Genomic DNA, 20,831 nt, shown 5'->3' with positions numbered 1-20,831 from the left:
TGCGCTAAATGAAAGAGGCCGCGCAAGGCGGCCTCGGGGTCGTTGATCCGGGAGGGATCAGACCACTTTCAGCGTAACATCGATGTTGCCGCGGGTGGCGTTGGAATAAGGGCACACTTCGTGCGCTTGATGCACCAGATCTTCAGCAACGCTGCGTTCAATGCCCGGCAGGTCGATTTCCAGCGTGACTTCGATACCGAAGCCATTCGGAATGGCGCCGATGCCGACATGGCCGGTGACCGCCATATCGGCAGGCAATTTGACTTTGGCCTGGGAGGCCACGACCTTCAATGCGCCGATAAAACAGGCGGAGTAGCCCGCGGCGAACATCTGTTCCGGGTTTGTCCCTTCGCCGCCCATGCCGCCCATGCCGCCCAGTTCACGCGGCGTGGTCAGTTTAACGTCAAGATGATTGTCGGATGAAACCGCGCGACCATCACGCCCGCCGGTCACTTTCGCATGTGCAACGTACAGAACTTTTTCAATAGACATCGTGTTTCTCCGTTTTCAGATTATTAATACCGCAACAGCAAAAGGCGGGATAAAATAGCGAAAAATTTAATCGCGCACTATCTTTATGAACAATAAAAAACGTTGTCGTCGCCGCCTCACAGATGCGCAATGAGGTTGGCCCGCAACGTTTCAAGCTCGTTTTTCATGCCTTGCAGCCAGTCCAGATTACATTGGGTGGCGCAAAATACGCTCTCCGGCACCCCTCGCGCCTTATCCTGCAACTGTCGGCCGTTATCGGTCAGATAGATCAGCACCTGGCGCTCATCTTTCTTACCGCGGTAACGCTCCACCAATCCGGCCTGCTGCAACCGCTTCAAAAGCGGCGTCAACGTCGCGGAATCCAGATAAAGCCGCTCGCCCAGTTCAGATACGGTCACACCGTCCTTTTGCCACAGTACCAGCATGACCAGATACTGGGGATAAGTCAGATGAAGTTTTGACAGCAAACGGCGATAGACTTTATTCATCGCCAGATTCGTCGAGTAAAGTGCGAAACATATCTGACCGTCCAGCCTAAATGCGGCCTCGCTCAGCGTTTCTTGTGAATGGGTGGCGTTTTTTTCGTTCATGCCCGCAATTTATATCTTACAAAATTAAATAGCAAGCGATTTTGTTTCGGCGTCAAACGCACGCGACGATCATACGCGATCGCGCTATATCCCGGTTCCGCCGTATCAGAGATTCGAAGCACTATAAGGGAAAAGATCACTCTGCGCCGTTCACGACGGCGCAGAGTGACGTGCGGCGATCAACGACCGCCGCAGGATGCGCCTATCTCATCAGGCCAATTGATAAGAGTCGGCGCCGGTCCCGGCCAGTTGGCCGCCGTCGACAATCAGATACTCCTGACGGATCGGTTTTCCTTCAAGGAAGTTTTGCAGAATTTCCAGCGTCCCTGCCGCATAACGCGCCTGAGCCGACAGCGAAGTACCGGAGATATGGGGCGTCATCCCTTGATGCGGCATACGTCGCCACGGGTGGTCGACCGGCGCGGGTTGCGGGAACCAGACGTCGCCGCCATAGCCAGCCAGCTGGCCCGACTCCAACGCACGAGCAATCGCATCGCGATCGCAGAGCGCGCCACGCGCCGTATTGATTAAGTAGGCACCGCGCTTGAACTGAGACAGGAAGGCTTCGTTGACGAATCCCTGAGTTGAGGGATACAGCGGGGTTTGCAGGTTAACCACATCACAAACTTTAACCAGCGATTCCGGGGTTTCGTGATAGGCCAAGCCCAGTTCCTGTTCAATCTCTTGCGACAGACGATGAGGATCGTAATAGTGCAGCTTCATATCGAAAGGCTTCAGACGGCGCAGCGCCGCCAGACCAATACGCCCCGCGCCTAACGTCCCGAAGTGCATCCCTTCGACGTCATAGCTGCGTGCCACGCAGTCCGCGATATTCCAACCGCCGTTGTTGGCGATTTGGTGCGAAGGCAGGTAGTTGCGAACCAAGGCCAGAACGGTCATCACCACGTGCTCCGCCACGCTGATGGAGTTGGAGAAGGTCACTTCCGCCACGGTGATGCCTCGTTCAGCTGCAGCCTTCAGATCGACATGGTCAGAGCCGATGCCCGCCGTCAACGCCAGCTTGAGTTTCTTCGCTTTGGCAATACGTTCAGCCGTTAGATAAGCCGGCCAGAATGGCTGGGAAATGACGACGTCGGCATCCGGTAAATGACGATCGAATACGGAGTCAGCGCCTTCCTTATCGCTGGTCACAATCAGCTCATGCCCCTGACTTTCCAGATAACGACGTAATCCGAGTTCTCCCGAGACGCTGCCTACCAGCTCACCGGGGGTGAAACCCAGTTCGCCCGACGGCGTCGGCGCAGTCTGGCCATTGGGGTAGGTCGGAATTTCTGGGATATCGTCCCGGGCATAGACGGGGGGGAAACCAGTTACAGGATCGGGATACAGTACGCACAAAATCTTGGACATAGTTATCTCCATAAAACTAAGCAAGTTAATTATATAGCTTTGATTTTAAGCTATATTTTCTGTTACTTGCTCCAGTCTGGGCGCTTAAGAATCACGCGTCCAATTGTTTGAAAGTATCTGTAAATAGCTCTGCCCTATTAACCTGTTCGGTATATGGATTGGTCGATTTTGCTCTGTAGGTCGAACTGCTTCGTCATCCCCCATACCGAGTCTAGCAGTGCGGGCTGGTTATCCTTACGTAGTCGCAGCAAGCTCATTTCCGGTAACGGTGGAGATTCAATGGGATGGGCGATGATGCCGTTGGCGATCAGATAATCGGGGATCGCACTGATGGGGGCGATACTGTAGGCTTGCCCGCTGCTCACCATTTCATATAGAACGCTGAGCGCGTTGGTTTCGATGATCACCTGAGGCGTCACCCCCGCCTTACGAAAAGCCTCTTCGATGACCCGCCGATTTTGCATTTCATGATTAAACAAACACAGCGGCAGCTCACCCACATCCTCCCAGTGGAATGCATCCCCAGCCGGAGGAGCGACCTCACTATTGGACAGCAGAACGAATCGCTCTGCGTACAGCGACAGAGATTCGTATATCTCCCCGGCTCCGGTGCTGACACCGGAATAGGCAATGCCCAAATGCAGATCCTGATTTTTCAACCGATTCAGAATGTCGCGCGTACTCAGGGAAAAGACCTTCAAATTCAGCCTGGGTATGACGCGGCGGTACTCTTTAATCAGCGTAGAAACGGCGTGCATCGCCGAAGGTACCGTGCCGATCACTAAATTCCCCCCGGCCACGGCTCGCGCCAGAGCGGCCTCTTGCTTCAGCCCGTCTAAGGAAGACAGCGTTTTTCTCGCCCAGTCCAGCACGCGCTCACCTTCCGGCGTGAACCCCTGAAAACGCCGCTCGCGCCGAATAATGGTAATGCCCAACTCACGTTCCATTTGCTGAAGCGCAACGGACAGAGAGGGTTGCGAAACCCAGCAACTCTCTGCGGCCTGTGCAAAGTGCTGATGTTCAGCCAATGCAACCAGGTAATGAAGTTGTCTCAGAAACACGGTTAACTCCTTTTAATCTAATGACCTTCCATAAAAATAGCGTTAGAGGTCAATGTAAAACTCGGTGCATCGACATAGCCCTCTAGCAATTTCATCACGTCAATTCATCCTGCATTTTGCAAGCAAGCAAAAGACTCAGCGCTGTGCGCTAGCGGCATGGCTCTTGTCAAATGGCCCCCTACACCGTGAAACTCATGTCACCCGCGCCGCGGTTTTTTCTTATCTCGCGACAAACATAGTCCAGGTTGATGAAATAGCAGGACAGACCAGCAAAATTGTTTGGTTAACAGACGAAGATCCCTGATTTAGCACTGCACTGATTTTTGGCTAAGGTCAGCTCCTGCTTGCCTTCAACCGAGGTGCGGTACCATTTCAGGATCATGGTCGGCAGCATTTCGCCGGATGCGAGGGCGTTGTACATCAGCGGGACGGCTTTATTCAGCGCAACGGTGAATTTGAACGGCTTGTGCACCCGCTGACCGGACTGCAGGTCGGTCGGGACGGTCACCTAAATTCCTGCACCAGCATATCGTCTTCGTGGCCCTGCACGTAGATGTTGCCGACGGAGTCGGAAGTGAAGGCACCGGCGGTGATGTTGCCCTGAGTTTTGCCTTCAATGCTGATATAACACGGGTTGGCATAGTCTTGCTCCTTGTTGTTGAACGGTTTTACTTTCACCCGCTTGACAACGCAATGGCCATATCAACTTTTATACTGTTGTTTTATAAGGTAATTTAAAATACGGGTTTTACCCTAACCCATATCTGCGCAGATCGTTTGCAAACATAGCGCAAAAAGTGATTTGTGCTGGAAAATGAGCAAGAAGTTGCGCATATTTGGCAATTATCCCGGACCTGAGCATGACGCAACCACCGAACGCTCATTTATCGATCTATTAGAGACTGTTTTTATCGGTAACCTTTTGGCTACTGCGGCATCGCCGAGCGTCAGCATTAATACTCCTGAGTAAACACCACTTCGCCCCGCAAAGATTCTCCCGCACGAAAGCGAGACAGGTTATCCACCAGCAGTCGCGCTAACAATGCGGTTACCATGGGGCCAGCGACATGCGGGCTCAGCGTCAGGTTGGGGGTCCGCCAGAAAGGGTGCGACTCGGGCAGCGGCTCTTGCCTGTAGACATCCAGCACGGCCCCCGCGATCCGCCCGTGATGTAGCGCGGACAGCAAATCGTCCTCCACTACCGCCGTTCCCCGACCGACATTAATGAACAACGCGGATGACTTCATCGCCGCGAACAGGTCGGCGTTATAAATATCTGTTGTGCGGGCCGTATCCGGCAGCAGATTAATCACATAATCAGCCCCAGCCACCGCGCTCGGCAGATCGTCCGGCCCCGCGACATATTTGAAATAAGGCAACGGCCGCGGCGTATTAACGATGCCTGACAATTCGATGCCAAAGGGCTGCAGGAAGGCGGCCACCTCACTACCGATGTCTCCGGCTCCGACAATCAGTACCTGTCGGCCGGCCAACGAACCCGGCAAGCGCGGCTGCCAGCGGCGCTGGCGCTGATTCTCACGCCGTTCCTCCAGATGCAATTCATGCTGGAGAAGATAGGCCAGCACGTATTCGGCAATCGGCTGGCCGAACACGCCAACCGCACGGCTTAGCCGGTAGCCGCGTGGTAATCCTTCCGTCAGATAAGGTTTGAAGCCAGCCCAGGTGGATTGCAGCCACTGCGGGTGAACCCCCTGCGCCAGCAGGCCGATAACCTGTTTCGGCTCACCCACCCAGATGTCGTACTGCGCCGCCTGTCTGGCCGTTCCGTCGGACACCATCAGTTCAATGTCTGACGCTACGTCACGAAGAGCACGCTTGATTTCATCAGCACGAGAGTCCAATACCAGCATAGAGGTCATCGTCAGGTTCCTTATAAAGAGAAGGGAAACGCCTTTGCCCCTAGGGCAATAGCACGGAGGTTGCGGCAATCACACGTCCGTTCACCGAATCCGGCGAGAGTAGCCATGTCCGAGTGAAACGGAATACACCCTCAGCAGGCTGCCCCCCATAGCTGCCGGCAATGTGGGTTTTCACGGACACAACAGCGACGTTGCCCTTAATCACTATTCGCTCATCCGTTGTCTGTAAATCCTGGATGTTGATAAGCCCCGAACGATGCGCATCAAGATCGTCGCTTCGTCCCAGCGGCTGTCCCAAATGACTGACGAATATCAGTTCGTTATCCAGCAGCATTTCCAACGCCGTGACGTCCGAGTCCAACATCGCCTGTCGCAAACGCGCTTCGCATTGTCGCACCCGTTCCCTACTGACTTCCTGCATCCCACCCTCGCCATAGTTAAATAACGCCACGACGAGTACCGACATCGATAACACACTCGCGTTTGCGGCTAAAAATCCTTCAAACCTTATGTCATAAAGGCCGAGGAAACCAGCGTATCCTTTTCACCCATGCGGCAAGTTCATCGCGCGTTATCAAGCAGCAAAAACGTCTGGAGATGAGGTAACCTCCTTTCATTCTGCGAAACGGCGCTGACGGACGAAAGGAGAAACACGATGGGAACCGTCACGCCGCAAAGTTCTGGGCGTGACGGTTTGATACACGGATTACAATTTGAAAATAGCGGCCTGCCAGGCCTGCAAAGTCAGACGATCGGCACCCGGCGAGGCGGCGACTTCCGGCCGGTTGCTGATGACGGGTTGGGCAATCTCCTGACCTGCCGGCAAAGACCACGACTGCGTCTCACGCGAGAAGTTGATGGCGACCAGATACTGCTCATCCTTTAACGTGCGGGTGTAAGCGAAAAGGTCAGGATGTTCCGGCGCCAGATCGCGATACTCCCCGTGGATCAGAGCCGGCGTCTGACGCCGCAATGCAATCAGCCGGCGATGGTAACCGTAAACCGAATGGGGATCGTCAACCTGAGCCTCCGCATTGATTTTCGTATAGTTGGGATTCACCGCCAGCCACGGCGTACCGGTCGTAAACCCGCCCTGAGCCGCCGCACTCCACTGCATCGGCGTTCTGGCGTTATCACGCGAGGTCTGGCGCACATTCTCCAGAAACGCTTTGGACGACACTTTTCCGCCTTCCACCAACGCTTTCCATAATCCCCGGATTTCCACATCTTCGAAATCCTTCTCGCTGGTGAAAGGATAATTGGTCATGCCCAGCTCTTCCCCCTGATAGAGGAATGGCGTAGCCCGTTGGGTCAACATCAGTGTTGCCAACGCCTTAGCAGACACTTCCCGCCATGCATCGCCGTCATCGCCGAAATGCGATACCGCACGCGGGTTGTCGTGATTGCCGAGGAAGCTGGTATTCCAACCCCCCGCGCCCGACCGGTCGATTTTCGCCAAGGCGGTCTTGAGTTGCGGCAAGGTCCAGTCCGTCTTACGCCAGCCGTCGCGGTCAAGGCGCACCACGTCAAAGTGGAACAGCATGTTTAATTCCTGGCGATCCGTGTCGACAAACTTGGGCGTATCCTCGAACGTTACCCCGTAGGCTTCGCCAACGCTCATCGCGTTATAGGGCGCCAGCACTTCCCGGTTCATTTCATGCAGGTATTGATGGATGTGCGGCCCGGTGGCAAATACATTTTCCGGATGGGCGAGCTCCGCCGGACTCAAGTCAGGCATATCAGGCTGCTTGGAAATAAAGGGGATCACGTCCATGCGAAAACCGGACACGCCCTTATCCAGCCAGAAGCGCATAATGTCGTAAACCTCCTGATGAACCTGTTGATTTTTCCAGTTCAGGTCAGGCTGTTTCTCTGCGAAATAGTGCAAATAATATTGGCCGGTCTGATTGTCTTTTTTCCATGCCGAACCACCGAAAAAAGAAGGGTAATTATTCGGCACCTCGCCATTGCGCCCATCTCGCCAGATATAATAGTCGCGATACGGATTATCCTGCGATTTTCGACTCTCTTTAAACCATTGATGTTCATCACTGGTATGGTTAACCACTAAATCGATAATCAATCGCATATCTCGGCGTTTCATTTCACTGAGCATATGGTCGAAATCATTCATTGTACCGAACTCTTTCATGACCTTTTTATAATCACGAATATCGTAGCCATTATCCGCATTGGGCGAATCGAAATGCGGACTGAGCCAAATTACATCAACGCCGAGGGTTTTCAGATAATCAAGTTTTTCGGTGATACCGTTGAGATCGCCAATACCATCTCCATTGCTGTCATTAAATGAACGAGGATATATTTGATAAACGACAACCTCTTTCCACCATTCATGTTTTCTTTTCTCTTCGGCCGCATCGGCGGACTGAGCAAGCGCCACGGATGACACCGCCGCAGCCAGCAAACACATAGGTAAATTCGACATCGTACCTTTCCCTATCAGTGATTATATCCTGCTAATGTAAAAAAAGTTTCTAGTTAAAAGATGGCAGCTTCCGGCAAAGTTAACGACTACGAATCCTTTATTATGTGAGCGGCTTCACAAGCAAAAATAAGACTTGCAACAGCGTTGCTAAAGAAAGATGGACACGTATCATATTTAAGGTTCCAATAACAATTAAATACAACAGACCATTTTTATTGCCAATATGAGACAAGATAATAAATATCGATAATTAATCCATCTGCGAAATTATTCTTTTCGAAAAGTTTTAAGAAAAAATAATTAATAGTGGGTGTTTTCATTGGCGTTATATAAAAAGATATTTAGAACGGATACGCGCACGCCGAATAACAACATCATGATTCGGTTAAGTGGATATTTATTGGTACGGATAGTTCGTCAACGTGGGCCCGTACCCTGCGGACGCATTTCATACAACGCTTTTTTACCGCGCAGGGAGGAAAAAATGTCGAACACGCCCCTTAAGATGAAACGCGGTGCGTCTCTCATCCCGACACTGTTGTGGAGGGTTTCGTACTGAAAATAGTGTTGTTTTTGAATTGTGAACAAGCCCAGGGAGCCGTCGAGGTAAACTGTTCATAGTGATTATAAGCTTTCGATTTGCAGCTACAGCCTCCCAGACATTGGCTTTGGCTTCCACACTCGACGCAACCAGAGATGGCATCTATGGTAGAGTGCCTGATGTCTTCCCATTTGGGATCTTGCCACAATGAGTTCAACATCTGGTTGAGGATATTACCAATGATATATTTTTCGTCCGGCATGACAGGACAAAAACTTAGATTACCAATCGATTTTATACAACATTGATTGAAACCGACGCCGAAAAGATTTCGGCTGAAGAGTTATCCATTACTTTACCCAATAGGTTTCATGACTGGCGACACACTTATCATCGCAATATTTTCAATCAATTTTCGCACCTTGAACCCATCATCGATGGAAATGACCAACTCCTTTTTTTCTTCCCTTGGCCAAAATAATCAAACCGGTCGAAATAGACGTTTTTCATCTGCAGTTCTTCCATCAACTTCATGAATTGTTCTAATTCAGTGGTGGTTTCGTCGTTAAAGTATGATTAATCCTTACATTAACGCCATGTTCCTTCAATAATTAGATTTTTTCGATAGTCCGTTTGTAAGCATTTTTCCCGCGCATTCTCTCGTGATAGGCCACGTTTGCACCATCAAGGCTGATGGACATGAATTACAACATGATATTTTTTCAATAACTCTATCGTTTCAGTCGTACTCGAAAGGCCATGACTCAATATAGAGAATCTTAGGTTATTCCTTACTATTTCATCGATGAAGACAAATATATCGTTTCTTTTAAAAGGCTCTCCCCCCATCAAAATAACATCGGTCGCCCCCGCTTTGCTGATTTTCCTAATCAAAGAGAGCATATTTCCCGTCGATAATTCATTGTTTCGGGGAGAACCCGATTCGTCGTAGCAATAAATAGTCTTCAAGTTACATATTTCGCCCGCAGGTGAAGGACATCATCGGAAGGGTAATGGTCGCGGCAGCGCGAGTGGACACGGAGATAATGACGCGTGCCGTCGAACGGCCGGTGAGAATTCACCACGCGTCGGCGGCGCCGTTTCCGAACCGAGAAAAAAAGAAGCCGCGCCCCCATCCTGGCGGAGGCAGACGGGGCCATCAGCAACAAAAGCCAGAAACGAAAAAAGGACCCGAAGGTCCTTTTTCACTGTGTCACAGAGGCTAAACGCGTTCTGCAACACTAAATTTGGAGCGGGAAACGAGACTCGAACTCGCGACCCCGACCTTGGCAAGGTCGTGCTCTACCAACTGAGCTATTCCCGCTTGGGTGGTGTTGCCAGTACCGAAATTTCTTTGCCGGTACGGGGAGCGCATTATACGAGGAAAGTTCGGTTGCGCAACCCCTGAAACGCAATTTTCTTCTAACCGCGGAGAAAATCGCCAAGGTGAGGAAAATATGACCGCGGCAGACGGGTGACCTCACGCTGCGTTCTCCGCTCGCGCTCATTACAGCTGGATAAAATGCTCGCGGTAGTAAGCCAGTTCGGCGACGGACTCACGAATATCGTCCAGCGCCTGATGGGTATTCTGTTTTTTGAAACCGGTCAGAATTTCCGGTTTCCAACGGCGCGCCAGCTCTTTCAACGTACTGACATCCAAATAGCGGTAATGGAAATAGGATTCCAGCTCCGGCATGTAGCGAAACAGAAAACGGCGATCCTGACCTACGCTATTGCCACAGATCGGCGACCTGCCTTCCGGCACCCACTGGCGCAGAAACGCGATCGTCGCCTGCGCGGCGGCGTTCTCGTCATACGTGCTCGCCTTCACGCGGTCGATCAGACCGCTGCCGGTGTGCGTCCGCACATTCCATTCATCCATCAGGGCAAGCTGGCTGTCCGGCTGATGGACCGCCAGCGTGGGGCCTTCCGCCAGTACGTTCAGATGGGCATCGGTCACCAGCGTCGCGATTTCGATGATGCGATCGCGTTCCGGATCGAGTCCCGTCATTTCCAGATCGATCCAGATCAGATTATTTTCGTTTACCATTTTATCGCTATTCCTGTAAGGCTTTTCACCCGCAGCTGGCGTAGCTTCGCAGACACGCTCAGCATCGGTTAATTAAAGTCAAATAGGGTGTATTATAGGCATATCTCATGTCATGAGCGATAACCACGAATCTAGAGAGGTTGAGTGAGCAAAAAGAAACTGTCAAAAGGTCAGCAACGTCGGGTCAGCGCGAATCATCAGCGCCGCCTTAAGCATGCAGACAGCAAAATCGAGTGGGATGACAACCAATTGGGCGACGCTCAGGAAGGCACCATCATTAGCCGCTTCGGCATGCATGCCGACGTGGAGGCCACCGACGGTACGCAACGTCGCTGTAATATTCGTCGTACCATCAAATCGCTGGTCACCGGCGACAAGGTAGTCTGGCGACCCGGTAATGAAACGCTGGCCGGCATCAGCGGCATCGTTGAAGCGGTACATCCTCGCGAGTCCGTACTGACGCGTCCGGACTTTTACGACGGCGTCAAACCTATCGCCGCCAACATCAATCAGATCGTGATTGTCTCCGCCATCCTCCCTGAACTGTCGATCAATATCATCGACCGTTATTTGGTGGCCTGCGAAATGCTGGAAGTTGAACCACTCATCGTCCTGAACAAGATCGATCTGCTGGATGAAGCATCACGCCAGTTCGTCGACGAAGTCATGGATATCTACCGAGCATTGCATTACCGAGTACTGATGGTCTCCAGCAAAATCGGCGACGGCATGACGGAGCTGGAAACCGAATTGACCAACCGCATTAGCATCTTTGCCGGTCAGTCCGGCGTCGGCAAATCCAGCCTGCTCAACGCCCTGCTCTATCCTGAAGAAGGCAAAATCCTGGTCAACGATGTGTCCGATAACTCCGGACTGGGGCAACACACGACGACCGCAGCCCGCCTGTACCACTTCCCGCATGGCGGCGATGTGATCGACTCACCCGGCGTGCGCGAATTCGGGCTATGGCATCTTGAGCCCGAGCAGGTCACGCAGGGTTTCATCGAGTTCCGCGACTATCTGGGCAGCTGTAAATTCCGCGATTGCAAACATGGCACCGACCCAGGCTGCGCCATACGGGCCGCGCTGGAGCGTGGAGAAATCGCCGCAGAGCGTTTTGAAAACTACCATCGCATCCTCGAAAGCCTGTCTCAGGTAAAAACGCGTAAATCCTTTTCCGATTCGGATAACTGACATTTATTGTCACCATCGCTACAATGCGCCGCTTTTAGTATTAGCGCATCACTAAACCCAAGAGGCTCACTGTGCTGGATAGAATCAAGATCGCTTTACAATATCTGTTGCCGAAAATCTGGCTGACCCGGCTCGCAGGCTGGGGAGCCGAACGACGGGGAGGCGCGCTCACCAAGCTGGTGATCGACCTGTTCGTTCGCGTTTATCGCGTCAACATGCAGGAAGCCCAGCAGCCGGATACCGCAGCGTATCCGACGTTCAACGAATTCTTTACGCGCCCCCTGCGTCCCGGCGTTCGCCCGGTCGATCCGCACGATCACCGTCTAGTGCAACCCGCCGACGGCGCGATCTCTCAGTTAGGGGCGATCGAAAACGACACGCTATTGCAGGCAAAGCATCACACCTATTCATTGGAAGCGCTGCTGGCGGGCAACTACATTATGGCGGACCACTTCCGTGATGGTCTGTTCGTCACCACCTACCTGTCGCCCAAGGATTACCACCGCGTACACATGCCTTGCGACGGAACGTTGCGCGAGATGATTTACGTGCCGGGCGACCTGTTCTCGGTTAATCCGCTGACCGCAGCCAACGTGCCCAACCTGTTCGCCCGTAACGAACGCGTGATCTGCCTGTTCGATACTGAATTTGGCCCGATGGCGCAGATTCTGGTGGGGGCGACCATCGTCGGCAGTATTGAAACCGTGTGGGCCGGCACCGTGACGCCGCCGCGTGAAGGCATCGTCAAACGCTGGACCTACCCTGCCGCGGGAGAAACGGGCGCCATCACGCTGGATAAAGGCGAAGAAATGGGGCAGTTCAAACTGGGCTCTACCGTTATCAACCTGTTTGCCGCCGGCACAGTGCAGCTGATGACCAATCTGTCCAGCCAAAGCGTCACCCGGATGGGCGAACCTCTCGCGGAAGCGATAAGCGAGGACGCCGTCGTCTCCGCGACAGCGGGAAATACGCCTCAAACCGCGATATTACAGAGGTAAGTTAGTGTGCGTCTGATACTGATCTTTCTGCTGGGATGCCTGCTGTCCGCCCCGGCGCTGGCCGCCCAGCTTCCCAGCGAGGCCCAGCTGCGGCAGGATTTACAGCAGGCGGAAGCGAATAAGTCACAGCCGAATCAAGCAGATATCGTCAAAGAGCTGCAATCCGCGCTGCGCATGCTGGATGAGCGCAAAGGCGCTCTCGAACGGGTGGATCAGTATCAGCGCGTGATCGAAGATTTTCCGCGCCTCACGCGCGGGCTGCGTCAGGAGCTGGCGGCGGAAAACGCCAAATCGACGCCCGCCGTCCATAACCTTTCCGTTAACGAACTCGAACAGCAGATCGTTCAAACCAGTAGCCAACTGCTGGAACAATCCCGCCAGCAGCAGATGGAGCAGGATCGCCTGCGGGAAATCAGCGACTCGCTGGCGCAGTTGCCGCAGCAACAGTCGGAAGCCAGTCGCGCGCTCAACGACGTCGAACGCCGGATCCAAACGCAGGGCACTGCCACCACGCCGCTGGCGCGAGCGCAGCTTGCTTCGTTGCAGGCGGAAGCCGCGCTAAGTAAAAGCCGGGTCGATGAACTGGAGCTGGCACAGCTGTCCGCCAGCAATCGTCAGGAACTTTCCCGCCTGCGGGCGGAACTCTTCAAAAAACAGCGAGACCGCCTGGACGAGCAGTTGCAAACCCTGCGCAGCACGCTTAACGGTATGCGCCAGCGCGAAGCCGAACAGGCGCTGGAACGTACCGAACTGCTGGCGGAGCAAAGCGGCAACTTGCCTTCGGCCATCGCCAGCCAGTTGCAGGTGAACCGTGAATTGTCCGTGGCGCTGAATCAGCAGGCGCAACGCATGGACTTAATCGCCTCGCAGCAACGTCAGGCCACGTCGCAAACGTTACAGGTGCGTCAGGCGCTGAGTACGCTGCGCGAACAGGCCCAGTGGCTCGGTTCGTCTACTGCGCTGGGCGAAACGCTGCGGGCGCAGGTCGCCCGACTGCCGGAAATGCCGAAGCCCCAACTGCTTGATGGTGATATGACCCAGCTGCGGGTGCAGCGCCTGCAGTACGAGGATATGTTCTCTAAGCTGCCGAAAAGCGAGCAGGCGCAGCAGGATGACGGCTCTCCGCTCACCGCCTCTCAGCAGAAAATATTCAACGACCAGCTACGCACTCAGCGCGAGCTGCTGACTTCGTTGATTTCAGGCTGTGACACTCAGATTCTGGAGCTGACCAAGCTTAAGGTCGCCAGCAATCAGCTCGAAGACGCCCTGATTGAGATCCGCGAGGCTGCCCATCGCTACCTGTTCTGGGTGGCGGACGTCGACCCGCTGACGCTCTCTTACCCGCTTCAGTTGGTGCAGGATCTCTCACGCCTGCTGTCTTTGGATACGCTGACGCAGCTCAGCAGCGCCATGGTGATGATGGTCACCAGTTGGAGTACGCTGCTGCCGTTGATTGGCGCGCTGATGCTGGTCGCGCTCAGCATCAGTTCGCGACGTCACTACCATGCGTTTATGGAACGCGCCAGCGGACGCGTAGGCAAAGTCACGCTCGACCACTTCATGTTGACGCTACGCACCGTATTCTGGTCGGTGATGGTCGCCATTCCGCTGCCGATCCTGTGGGCGGCGCTGGGCTACGGTCTGCAAAATGCGTGGCCTTATCCGGTCGCCGTCGCCATCGGCGATAGCGTCACCGCCACCGTGCCGTTGATGTGGGCCGTGATGATCAGCGCCTCGTTTGCGCACCGTCAGGGTCTGTTCATCGTGCATTTCGGCTGGTCGCCAAAGCGGGTGGAACGCGCGATGCGCTACTATCGGCTTTCCATCTGGCTGATCGTCCCCTTGATTATGGCGCTGATTACCTTTGATAATCTCAACGATCGTCAATTTTCCAGCACGCTGGGACGCCTCTGTTTCATTCTACTGTGCCTGGCGCTCAGTCTGGTCACCACCAGCCTGAAACGTGCAGGAATACCGCTGTATCTGAATAAGGAAGGTTCTGGAGAAAACCCGGTGAACCGCGCCATGTGGAATCTACTGCTCTGTATGCCGTTGATCGCCGTGCTGGCTTCCTGCTTTGGTTATCTGGCCACATCACAGGCGCTGCTGGCCCGACTGGAAAAGTCAGTCGCGATTTGGTTCTTCCTGCTGGTGATTTATCACATCATTCGCCGCTGGATGCTGATTCAACGCCGACGCATCGCGTTCGATCGCGCCAAGCAGCGCCGGGCCGAAATACTGGCGATCCGGGCGCGCGGCGAGGAGGAGTTGACTCAGCAGAGTCATGAAGCCAGCAGTGAAGTGGTTGAAGAGCCGGTGGTCGATCTGGACGCCATCAGCGCAAAATCCCTGCAACTGGTGCGTTCGGTGCTGACGCTGATTGCATTGGTTTCCGTGCTGGCGCTGTGGTCGGAAATACATTCGGCATTCTCCTTCCTGGAGAACATCAGTCTGTGGGACGCCACCAGCACGATAAACGGAACCGAGACTATCCAGCCCATCACGCTGAGCGCGGTGCTGATCGCCATTCTGATCTTCTTTATTACGACTCAGCTGATGCGCAATCTGCCTGCGCTGCTGGAGCTGGTGTTATTGCAGCACGTCGAGCTGTCGCCCGGCTCCGGCTACGCCATCACCACCGTCAGTAAATATGTGCTGCTGTTGATCGGCGGAATGTTCGGCTTCTCTATGCTCGGCCTCGAGTGGTCCAAGTTCCAGTGGCTGGTCGCCGCCCTGGGGGTAGGATTGGGCTTCGGCTTGCAGGAGATCTTCGCCAACTTTATCTCCGGCCTGATTATTTTGTTTGAGAAACCGATACGTATTGGCGATACGGTGACGATCCGCGATCTGACCGGAAGTATTATGCGTATCAACACCCGCGCCACAACGATCTCGGACTGGGACCGCAAGGAGATCATCGTTCCCAACAAGGCCTTCATCACCGAACAGTTCATCAACTGGTCGCTGTCTGACTCCGTGACGCGCGTGGTGCTGACCATTCCGGCCCCGGCGGATGCCAATACGGAAGAGGTGACCAACTTGCTGCTGAATGCCGTCAAACGCTGCTCGCTGGTGCTGGACAACCCGCCGCCGGAGGTCTTCCTCGTTGATTTACGTCAGGGGATTCAGCTGTTTGAATTGCGTATCTTTGCCGCTGAGATGGGGCACCGTATGCCGCTTCGCCATGAGCTTCATCAGCGAATTCTGGACGGCTACCGCCAGCACGATCTGGTGATGCCGTTCCCGCCGTTCCAGGTACGGATGGACTCCGTACAGATTGACGGCCGTAACGCCGGTTCCGCCACGCGCACCGACGGCGCGCTCTAGTCGCCCGTCCCGTGTCGGGTCACCGACCTGTTAGACGTGCATAAAAAAATCCGGTGCAGGCTTCACGCCTCACCGGGTTTTTATTGGGCCTTGCGCTAACTCGCTTGCGTTTTAGGCACGATCGACCGGGAAAGCCATCACTTCGCTGATGGACTCTGCCTTCAACGCCAGCATAATTAGGCGGTCAATACCTAGTGCTACGCCGGCGCAATCCGGGATACCCGCGGTCAACGCATCCAGCAGGTTTTCATCTATCAGCTGAACCGGCAGGCCGTGCGCGGCGCGTTTGCGGTTGTCCTGCTCGAAACGCTGACGCTGCTCAGCGCTGTCGGTCAGTTCACGGAAACCGTTCGCCAGCTCGATGCCTTTGAAGTAGACCTCAAACCGCTCTGCGACCCGGTGGTCTTCCGTGCTGATTTCAGACAGAGACGCCTGCGTAGCCGGGAAATGGTAGACGAAGGCCGGTTTGTCGCGCCCGATATTGACCTCAACGCCCACCGCGAACAGCAGTTGCAGCAGCGTATCGCGATCCTCTTCCTGATGAGCGACGTCACCCACGCCCAGCGTTTCGGCGACTTCACGCAGCTGAGCTTTGTCGGCAGAGAGCGGATCGACGTCCAGATGACGCTGGAAAGCCTGCTGATAGGTGAGCATTTCCGCGCTTTCGCACTCCAGCACCTGTTGCAGCAGATCGTCCACCTCATTCATCAGGCGGTACATATCATAGTGAGGGCGATACCACTCCAGCATCGTAAATTCAGGATTGTGAAAACGCCCGGATTCTTCGTTACGGAAGCTGCGACCCAGCTGATAAATCGGGCCGCTGCCCGCCGCCAGCAGGCGTTTCATGTGGTATTCCGGGCTGGTCATCAGATAGAGTTTCAGGCCGTCCGCAGCACCCGGCCCGACATACTGGGTGTCGAAGGGAACCAGATGAACGTCTGTGACCGTAGCCTGACTCATGGCGGGGGTTTCCACCTCTAGCACGCCGCGATCGAAGAAGAAGCGTCGGATTTCGTTGATGATCTCCGCCCGCTTCAACAGATTGGCAATTGGGGCACTGGGTTGCCAACTTGCCGTTTCGCTCATGGTGGTCTACTCCAAAGTCAAAGAGGGGGTGCAGTCTACCCGCATCAGTCAGACCAAACAAATTATATGCAGTTGAAGACGTTTTTATCGGTAGGGATAGGTATTTATTAAAGCAATAAAAGTGCTGTTTTTACTTTAATTGCATTTTCGATCACGTTTTACGAACTATTCCTCTCCGCTGGTTAAAAAACAACAAAATGCTGGATCACATCAAATTTCAGCTACCTTTAAATAGCTATAATCATTTCCACACAAAAAAGAGTGATTTAACGGTGATCCACCGCCGTCAGACTTTTTCTCTGCCCCTCCCAACTCATTGAAAAATGGGCAGAAATAAAACCAATTTTCGCATTACGCATTATTTTCTTATTTTATCTTATTTAACTTATGTAACTGGAGGAATGCAGTGCAGACCTTTAATGCCGACTTGGCCATTATCGGGGCCGGGGGCGCTGGCTTACGCGCAGCAATTGCTGCAGCCGAAGCTAATCCCCAACTGAAGATTGCGCTGATCTCTAAAGTCTACCCAATGCGGAGCCATACCGTGGCCGCAGAAGGAGGATCGGCAGCGGTCACTCAGGATCACGATAGCTTTGACTTCCATTTCCAAGATACCGTCGCCGGCGGCGACTGGCTCTGTGAACAGGATGTCGTCGACCAGTTTGTTCACGAATGCCCCCGTGAAATGATCCAGATGGAACAGTGGGGTTGCCCGTGGAGTCGTAAACCGGATGGTTCGGTCAACGTGCGCCGTTTCGGTGGTATGAAGATTGAACGCACCTGGTTTGCTGCGGACAAAACCGGTTTCCACATGCTGCACACCCTGTTCCAGACTTCGCTGAAATACCCGCAAATTCAGCGTTTCGACGAACACTTCGTGCTGGATATTCTGGTTGATGAAGGCCACGCTCGCGGCGTTGTCGCCATCAACATGATGGAAGGCAAGCTGGTGCAGATTCGCGCCAATGCCGTCATCATGGCGACAGGCGGCGCTGGACGTGTGTACCGTTACAACACCAACGGCGGCATCGTCACCGGCGACGGCATGGGAATGGCGTTCCGCCACGGCGTGCCGCTGCGCGATATGGAGTTCGTGCAGTATCACCCGACCGGCCTGCCCGGCTCCGGCATCCTGATGACCGAAGGCTGCCGCGGCGAAGGCGGCATCATGGTCAACAAAGATGGCTACCGCTATCTGCAGGATTACGGCATGGGGCCTGAAACGCCGCTGGGTGAGCCGAAAAACAAATACATGGAGCTGGGGCCGCGCGACAAGGTGTCTCAGGCATTCTGGCATGAGTGGCGCGCTGGCCGCACCATCTCTACGCCTCTGGGCGACGTGGTCTACCTCGACCTGCGTCACCTGGGCGAGAAGAAGCTGAAAGAGCGCCTGCCGTTCATCTGCGAACTGGCCAAAGCCTACGTTGGCGTCGATCCCGTCAAGGAACCGATTCCCATCCGTCCTACCGCACATTACACCATGGGCGGCATCGAAACCGATCAGCAGTGTGAAACGCGCATCAAAGGCCTGTTCGCCGCCGGCGAATGCTCCTCCGTCGGCCTGCACGGTGCCAACCGTCTGGGCTCCAACTCCCTCGCAGAGCTGGTGGTCTTCGGCCGTTTGGCGGGAGAACACGCCATACAACGTTCTCAGGAAGCGACGCCCGCCAATACCAGCGCACTGGATGCGCAGGCACGCGACGTCGAGAAGAAACTGCATAACCTGATGAATCAGGAAGGCACGGAAAGCTGGTCGAAAATCCGTGATGAGATGGGGATGACGATGGAAGAAGGCTGCGGAATCTATCGCACCACCGACCTGATGCAAAAAACCGTCGATAAGCTGGCCGAACTGAAAGAACGTTTCAAACGCGTCAAAATCAGCGACCACTCCTGCGTGTTTAATACCGACCTGCTGTACACCATCGAGCTCGGCCACGGACTGGATGTAGCGGAATGCATGGCGCACTCCGCGATTAACCGTAAGGAATCCCGCGGCGCCCACCAGCGTCTTGATGAAGGCTGCACCGAACGCGACGACGTCAATTACCTGAAGCATACACTGGCGTTCCATAGCCAGGACGGCGCTCCACGTCTTGAGTACAGCGATGTGAAGATCACCAAGCTGCCGCCGGCGAAACGCGTTTACGGCGGTGAAGCCGATGCTCAGGAGAAAAGTAAGAAGGAGCAAGCGAATGGCTGAGATGCAAACCCTGAAAATGGAAGTCATGCGCTACAACCCAGAGCAGGATAGTGCGCCGCACTTCGAAACCTATGAAGTGCCGTACAACAAGCAGACCTCCTTGCTTGATGCGCTGGGTTATATCAAGGATAACCTGGCGCCGGACCTGTCTTACCGCTGGTCCTGCCGTATGGCGATCTGCGGCTCCTGCGGCATGATGGTCAACAACGTGCCGAAGCTGGCCTGCAAAATCTTCCTCCGCGACTATACCGACGGCATGAAGGTGGAAGCGCTGGGTAACTTCCCTATCGAGCGCGATTTGGTGGTCGATATGACTCACTTCATCGAGAGTCTCGAAGCCATCAAGCCGTACATTCTCGGCAATGACCGAAAACCGGAAGACGGTCCCAACCAGCAGACGCCGGCGCAAATGGCGAAGTACCACCAGTTCTCCGGCTGCATCAACTGCGGGTTGTGCTACGCGGCCTGTCCTCAGTTTGGTCTTAACCCGGAGTTCATCGGCCCGGCCGCCATTACGCTGGCGCACCGCTACAATCTGGACAACCGCGATCACGGCAAGAAAGCGCGTATGCCTCAGTTGAACGGCGATAACGGCGTGTGGTCCTGTACGTTTGTCGGTTACTGCTCTGAAGTGTGTCCGAAGCACGTAGATCCCGCCGCTGCCATCCAGCAGAGCAAAGTCGAGAGCGCCAAAGACTTCATGATCGCCATGCTGAAACCACAATAAGAGAGGGAGGCAAACAATGATAACCAAACGTAAAGCGTATGTCCGTGGCATGACGCCGACCTGGTGGCAGAAGCTGGGATATTACCGCTTCTATATGCTGCGCGAAGGGACGGCTGTTCCGGCAGTATGGTTCAGTATCGTGCTGCTGTACGGCGTTTTCGCGCTGAAACACGGCGCGGAAGGCTGGGCGGGCTTTGTCGGCTTCCTGCAAAACCCCATCGTGCTGTTCATCAATATCATCGCGCTGCTGGCCGCGGCTCTTCAGACCAAGACCTGGTTCGATCTGGCGCCGAAAGCCACCATCATCGTGATTAAAGATGAAAAGATGGGTCCGGAGCCGATCGTTAAAGCGCTGTGGATTGTGACCGTGGTAGTCACGCTGGCGATACTGGCTATCGCCTTGCTGTACTGATCAGGAGAAATAACGTGATTAATCAAACGCCAAAACGTTCTGATGAACCGCCTTTCTGGGGGCTGTTCGGTGCCGGTGGCATGTGGAGCGCCATTTTCGGGCCGGTGATCGTCCTGCTGGTCGGTATTCTGCTGCCGATGGGGCTGTTCCCAGAGGCGCTGTCCTACGACCGTATTGCCGCATTTAGCCATAGCCTCATCGGTCGGGTGTTCCTGCTGCTGATGATCGTGCTACCGCTCTGGTGTGGCCTCCACCGCATTCACCACGCCATGCACGACTTTAAAATTCACGTGCCGGCAGGGAAATGGGTCTTTTACGGACTCGCTGCCATTCTGACGGTGGTCACCATCATTGGGCTTGTCACGCTCTAAAACCCCGCGCCAAAATCAACGGTCTGCCTATGCAGGCCGTTTTTCATTGCCAGTCCGCCAAACGCTTCCTACCCTT

Annotated in this window: 17 protein-coding genes, 1 tRNA gene and 2 pseudogenes; 7 read left to right on the top strand and 13 right to left on the bottom strand. The window is 54.3% G+C overall.

The features are described 5' to 3' along the window. Window positions 1–57: 57 nt before the first annotated feature. From I6N93_RS01830 to orn, 12 genes and pseudogenes are all read right to left on the bottom strand, one after another. The gene (locus tag I6N93_RS01830; RefSeq protein WP_085687951.1) at window positions 58–492 is read right to left on the bottom strand and encodes an organic hydroperoxide resistance protein; all 435 of its coding nucleotides are present in this window, start codon (window positions 490–492) and stop codon (window positions 58–60) included. Window positions 493–608: 116 nt separating this feature from the next. Continuing rightward, complete coding sequence (locus I6N93_RS01825) at window positions 609–1,082, bottom strand: MarR family winged helix-turn-helix transcriptional regulator (RefSeq protein ID WP_085687949.1); 474 nt, start codon at window positions 1,080–1,082, stop codon at window positions 609–611. Between the two features lie 210 nt (window positions 1,083–1,292). Further along, window positions 1,293–2,453 (bottom strand): NAD-dependent formate dehydrogenase, encoded by a 1,161-nt coding sequence (locus I6N93_RS01820; protein ID WP_085687947.1) that lies wholly within the window; start codon window positions 2,451–2,453, stop codon window positions 1,293–1,295. Between the two features lie 137 nt (window positions 2,454–2,590). Further along, entirely contained in the window at window positions 2,591–3,514 is a 924-nt protein-coding gene (locus I6N93_RS01815; protein ID WP_085687945.1) for a LysR family transcriptional regulator, read from the bottom strand. 337 nt (window positions 3,515–3,851) lie between these two features. Further along, window positions 3,852–4,192: pseudogene (gene tssD / locus I6N93_RS01810) on the bottom strand (type VI secretion system tube protein TssD); the annotation flags it as partial. A 275-nt stretch (window positions 4,193–4,467) separates the two neighbouring features. After that, window positions 4,468–5,394, bottom strand: a complete 927-nt coding sequence (locus I6N93_RS01805) for a D-2-hydroxyacid dehydrogenase (protein ID WP_085687943.1) — start codon at window positions 5,392–5,394, stop codon at window positions 4,468–4,470. Between the two features lie 40 nt (window positions 5,395–5,434). After that, window positions 5,435–5,860: a nuclear transport factor 2 family protein gene (locus I6N93_RS01800; protein WP_197669179.1), complete on the bottom strand. Its 426-nt coding sequence runs from the start codon at window positions 5,858–5,860 to the stop codon at window positions 5,435–5,437. 240 nt (window positions 5,861–6,100) lie between these two features. Beyond that, entirely contained in the window at window positions 6,101–7,843 is a 1,743-nt protein-coding gene (locus I6N93_RS01795) for an alpha-glucosidase (RefSeq protein WP_085687941.1), read from the bottom strand. A 524-nt stretch (window positions 7,844–8,367) separates the two neighbouring features. Then, a pseudogene (locus I6N93_RS17415) lies at window positions 8,368–8,691 on the bottom strand (SPASM domain-containing protein); the annotation flags it as partial. A gap of 377 nt (window positions 8,692–9,068) precedes the next feature. Further along, window positions 9,069–9,362, bottom strand: a complete 294-nt coding sequence (locus I6N93_RS17410; protein ID WP_085687937.1) for a radical SAM protein — start codon at window positions 9,360–9,362, stop codon at window positions 9,069–9,071. Between the two features lie 270 nt (window positions 9,363–9,632). After that, a tRNA-Gly gene (locus I6N93_RS01780) sits at window positions 9,633–9,708 on the bottom strand. Between the two features lie 183 nt (window positions 9,709–9,891). Continuing rightward, window positions 9,892–10,434, bottom strand: a complete 543-nt coding sequence (gene orn, locus I6N93_RS01775; protein WP_085687935.1) for an oligoribonuclease — start codon at window positions 10,432–10,434, stop codon at window positions 9,892–9,894. 144 nt (window positions 10,435–10,578) lie between these two features. Here orn and rsgA point away from each other — a divergent pair, with 144 nt between their 5' ends. From rsgA to mscM, 3 genes are all read left to right on the top strand, one after another. After that, window positions 10,579–11,628, top strand: a complete 1,050-nt coding sequence (rsgA, locus tag I6N93_RS01770; protein ID WP_085687933.1) for a small ribosomal subunit biogenesis GTPase RsgA — start codon at window positions 10,579–10,581, stop codon at window positions 11,626–11,628. 71 nt (window positions 11,629–11,699) lie between these two features. Further along, entirely contained in the window at window positions 11,700–12,626 is a 927-nt protein-coding gene (asd, locus tag I6N93_RS01765) for an archaetidylserine decarboxylase (RefSeq protein WP_085687931.1), read from the top strand. A 6-nt stretch (window positions 12,627–12,632) separates the two neighbouring features. Then, window positions 12,633–15,953: a miniconductance mechanosensitive channel MscM gene (mscM, locus tag I6N93_RS01760; RefSeq protein WP_085687929.1), complete on the top strand. Its 3,321-nt coding sequence runs from the start codon at window positions 12,633–12,635 to the stop codon at window positions 15,951–15,953. Between the two features lie 111 nt (window positions 15,954–16,064). On the opposite strand, the gene epmA is transcribed toward mscM, so the two are convergent. Continuing rightward, window positions 16,065–17,042: an elongation factor P--(R)-beta-lysine ligase gene (epmA, locus tag I6N93_RS01755; protein ID WP_085687927.1), complete on the bottom strand. Its 978-nt coding sequence runs from the start codon at window positions 17,040–17,042 to the stop codon at window positions 16,065–16,067. 406 nt (window positions 17,043–17,448) lie between these two features. Here epmA and frdA point away from each other — a divergent pair, with 406 nt between their 5' ends. From frdA to frdD, 4 genes are read left to right on the top strand one after another with little or no spacing between them, the layout of a single operon-like run. Next, entirely contained in the window at window positions 17,449–19,245 is a 1,797-nt protein-coding gene (gene frdA / locus I6N93_RS01750; RefSeq protein ID WP_085687925.1) for a fumarate reductase (quinol) flavoprotein subunit, read from the top strand. Continuing rightward, window positions 19,238–19,972: a succinate dehydrogenase/fumarate reductase iron-sulfur subunit gene (locus I6N93_RS01745; protein ID WP_085687923.1), complete on the top strand. Its 735-nt coding sequence runs from the start codon at window positions 19,238–19,240 to the stop codon at window positions 19,970–19,972. Before frdA ends, I6N93_RS01745 begins: the two co-directional genes overlap by 8 nt. A 16-nt stretch (window positions 19,973–19,988) precedes the next feature. Then, on the top strand, window positions 19,989–20,384 hold the full coding sequence (gene frdC / locus I6N93_RS01740) for a fumarate reductase subunit FrdC (RefSeq protein ID WP_085687921.1): 396 nt from the start codon (window positions 19,989–19,991) through the stop codon (window positions 20,382–20,384). 14 nt (window positions 20,385–20,398) lie between these two features. Beyond that, window positions 20,399–20,755: a fumarate reductase subunit FrdD gene (gene frdD / locus I6N93_RS01735; protein ID WP_085687919.1), complete on the top strand. Its 357-nt coding sequence runs from the start codon at window positions 20,399–20,401 to the stop codon at window positions 20,753–20,755. Window positions 20,756–20,831 lie beyond the last annotated feature (76 nt).

The sequence above is a fragment of the Lonsdalea populi genome (assembly GCF_015999465.1).
Classification (GTDB): domain Bacteria; phylum Pseudomonadota; class Gammaproteobacteria; order Enterobacterales; family Enterobacteriaceae; genus Lonsdalea; species Lonsdalea populi.
The sequence above is the reverse complement of the archived record's forward strand: the minus strand, read 5'-3'. Positions and strand labels throughout refer to the sequence as shown.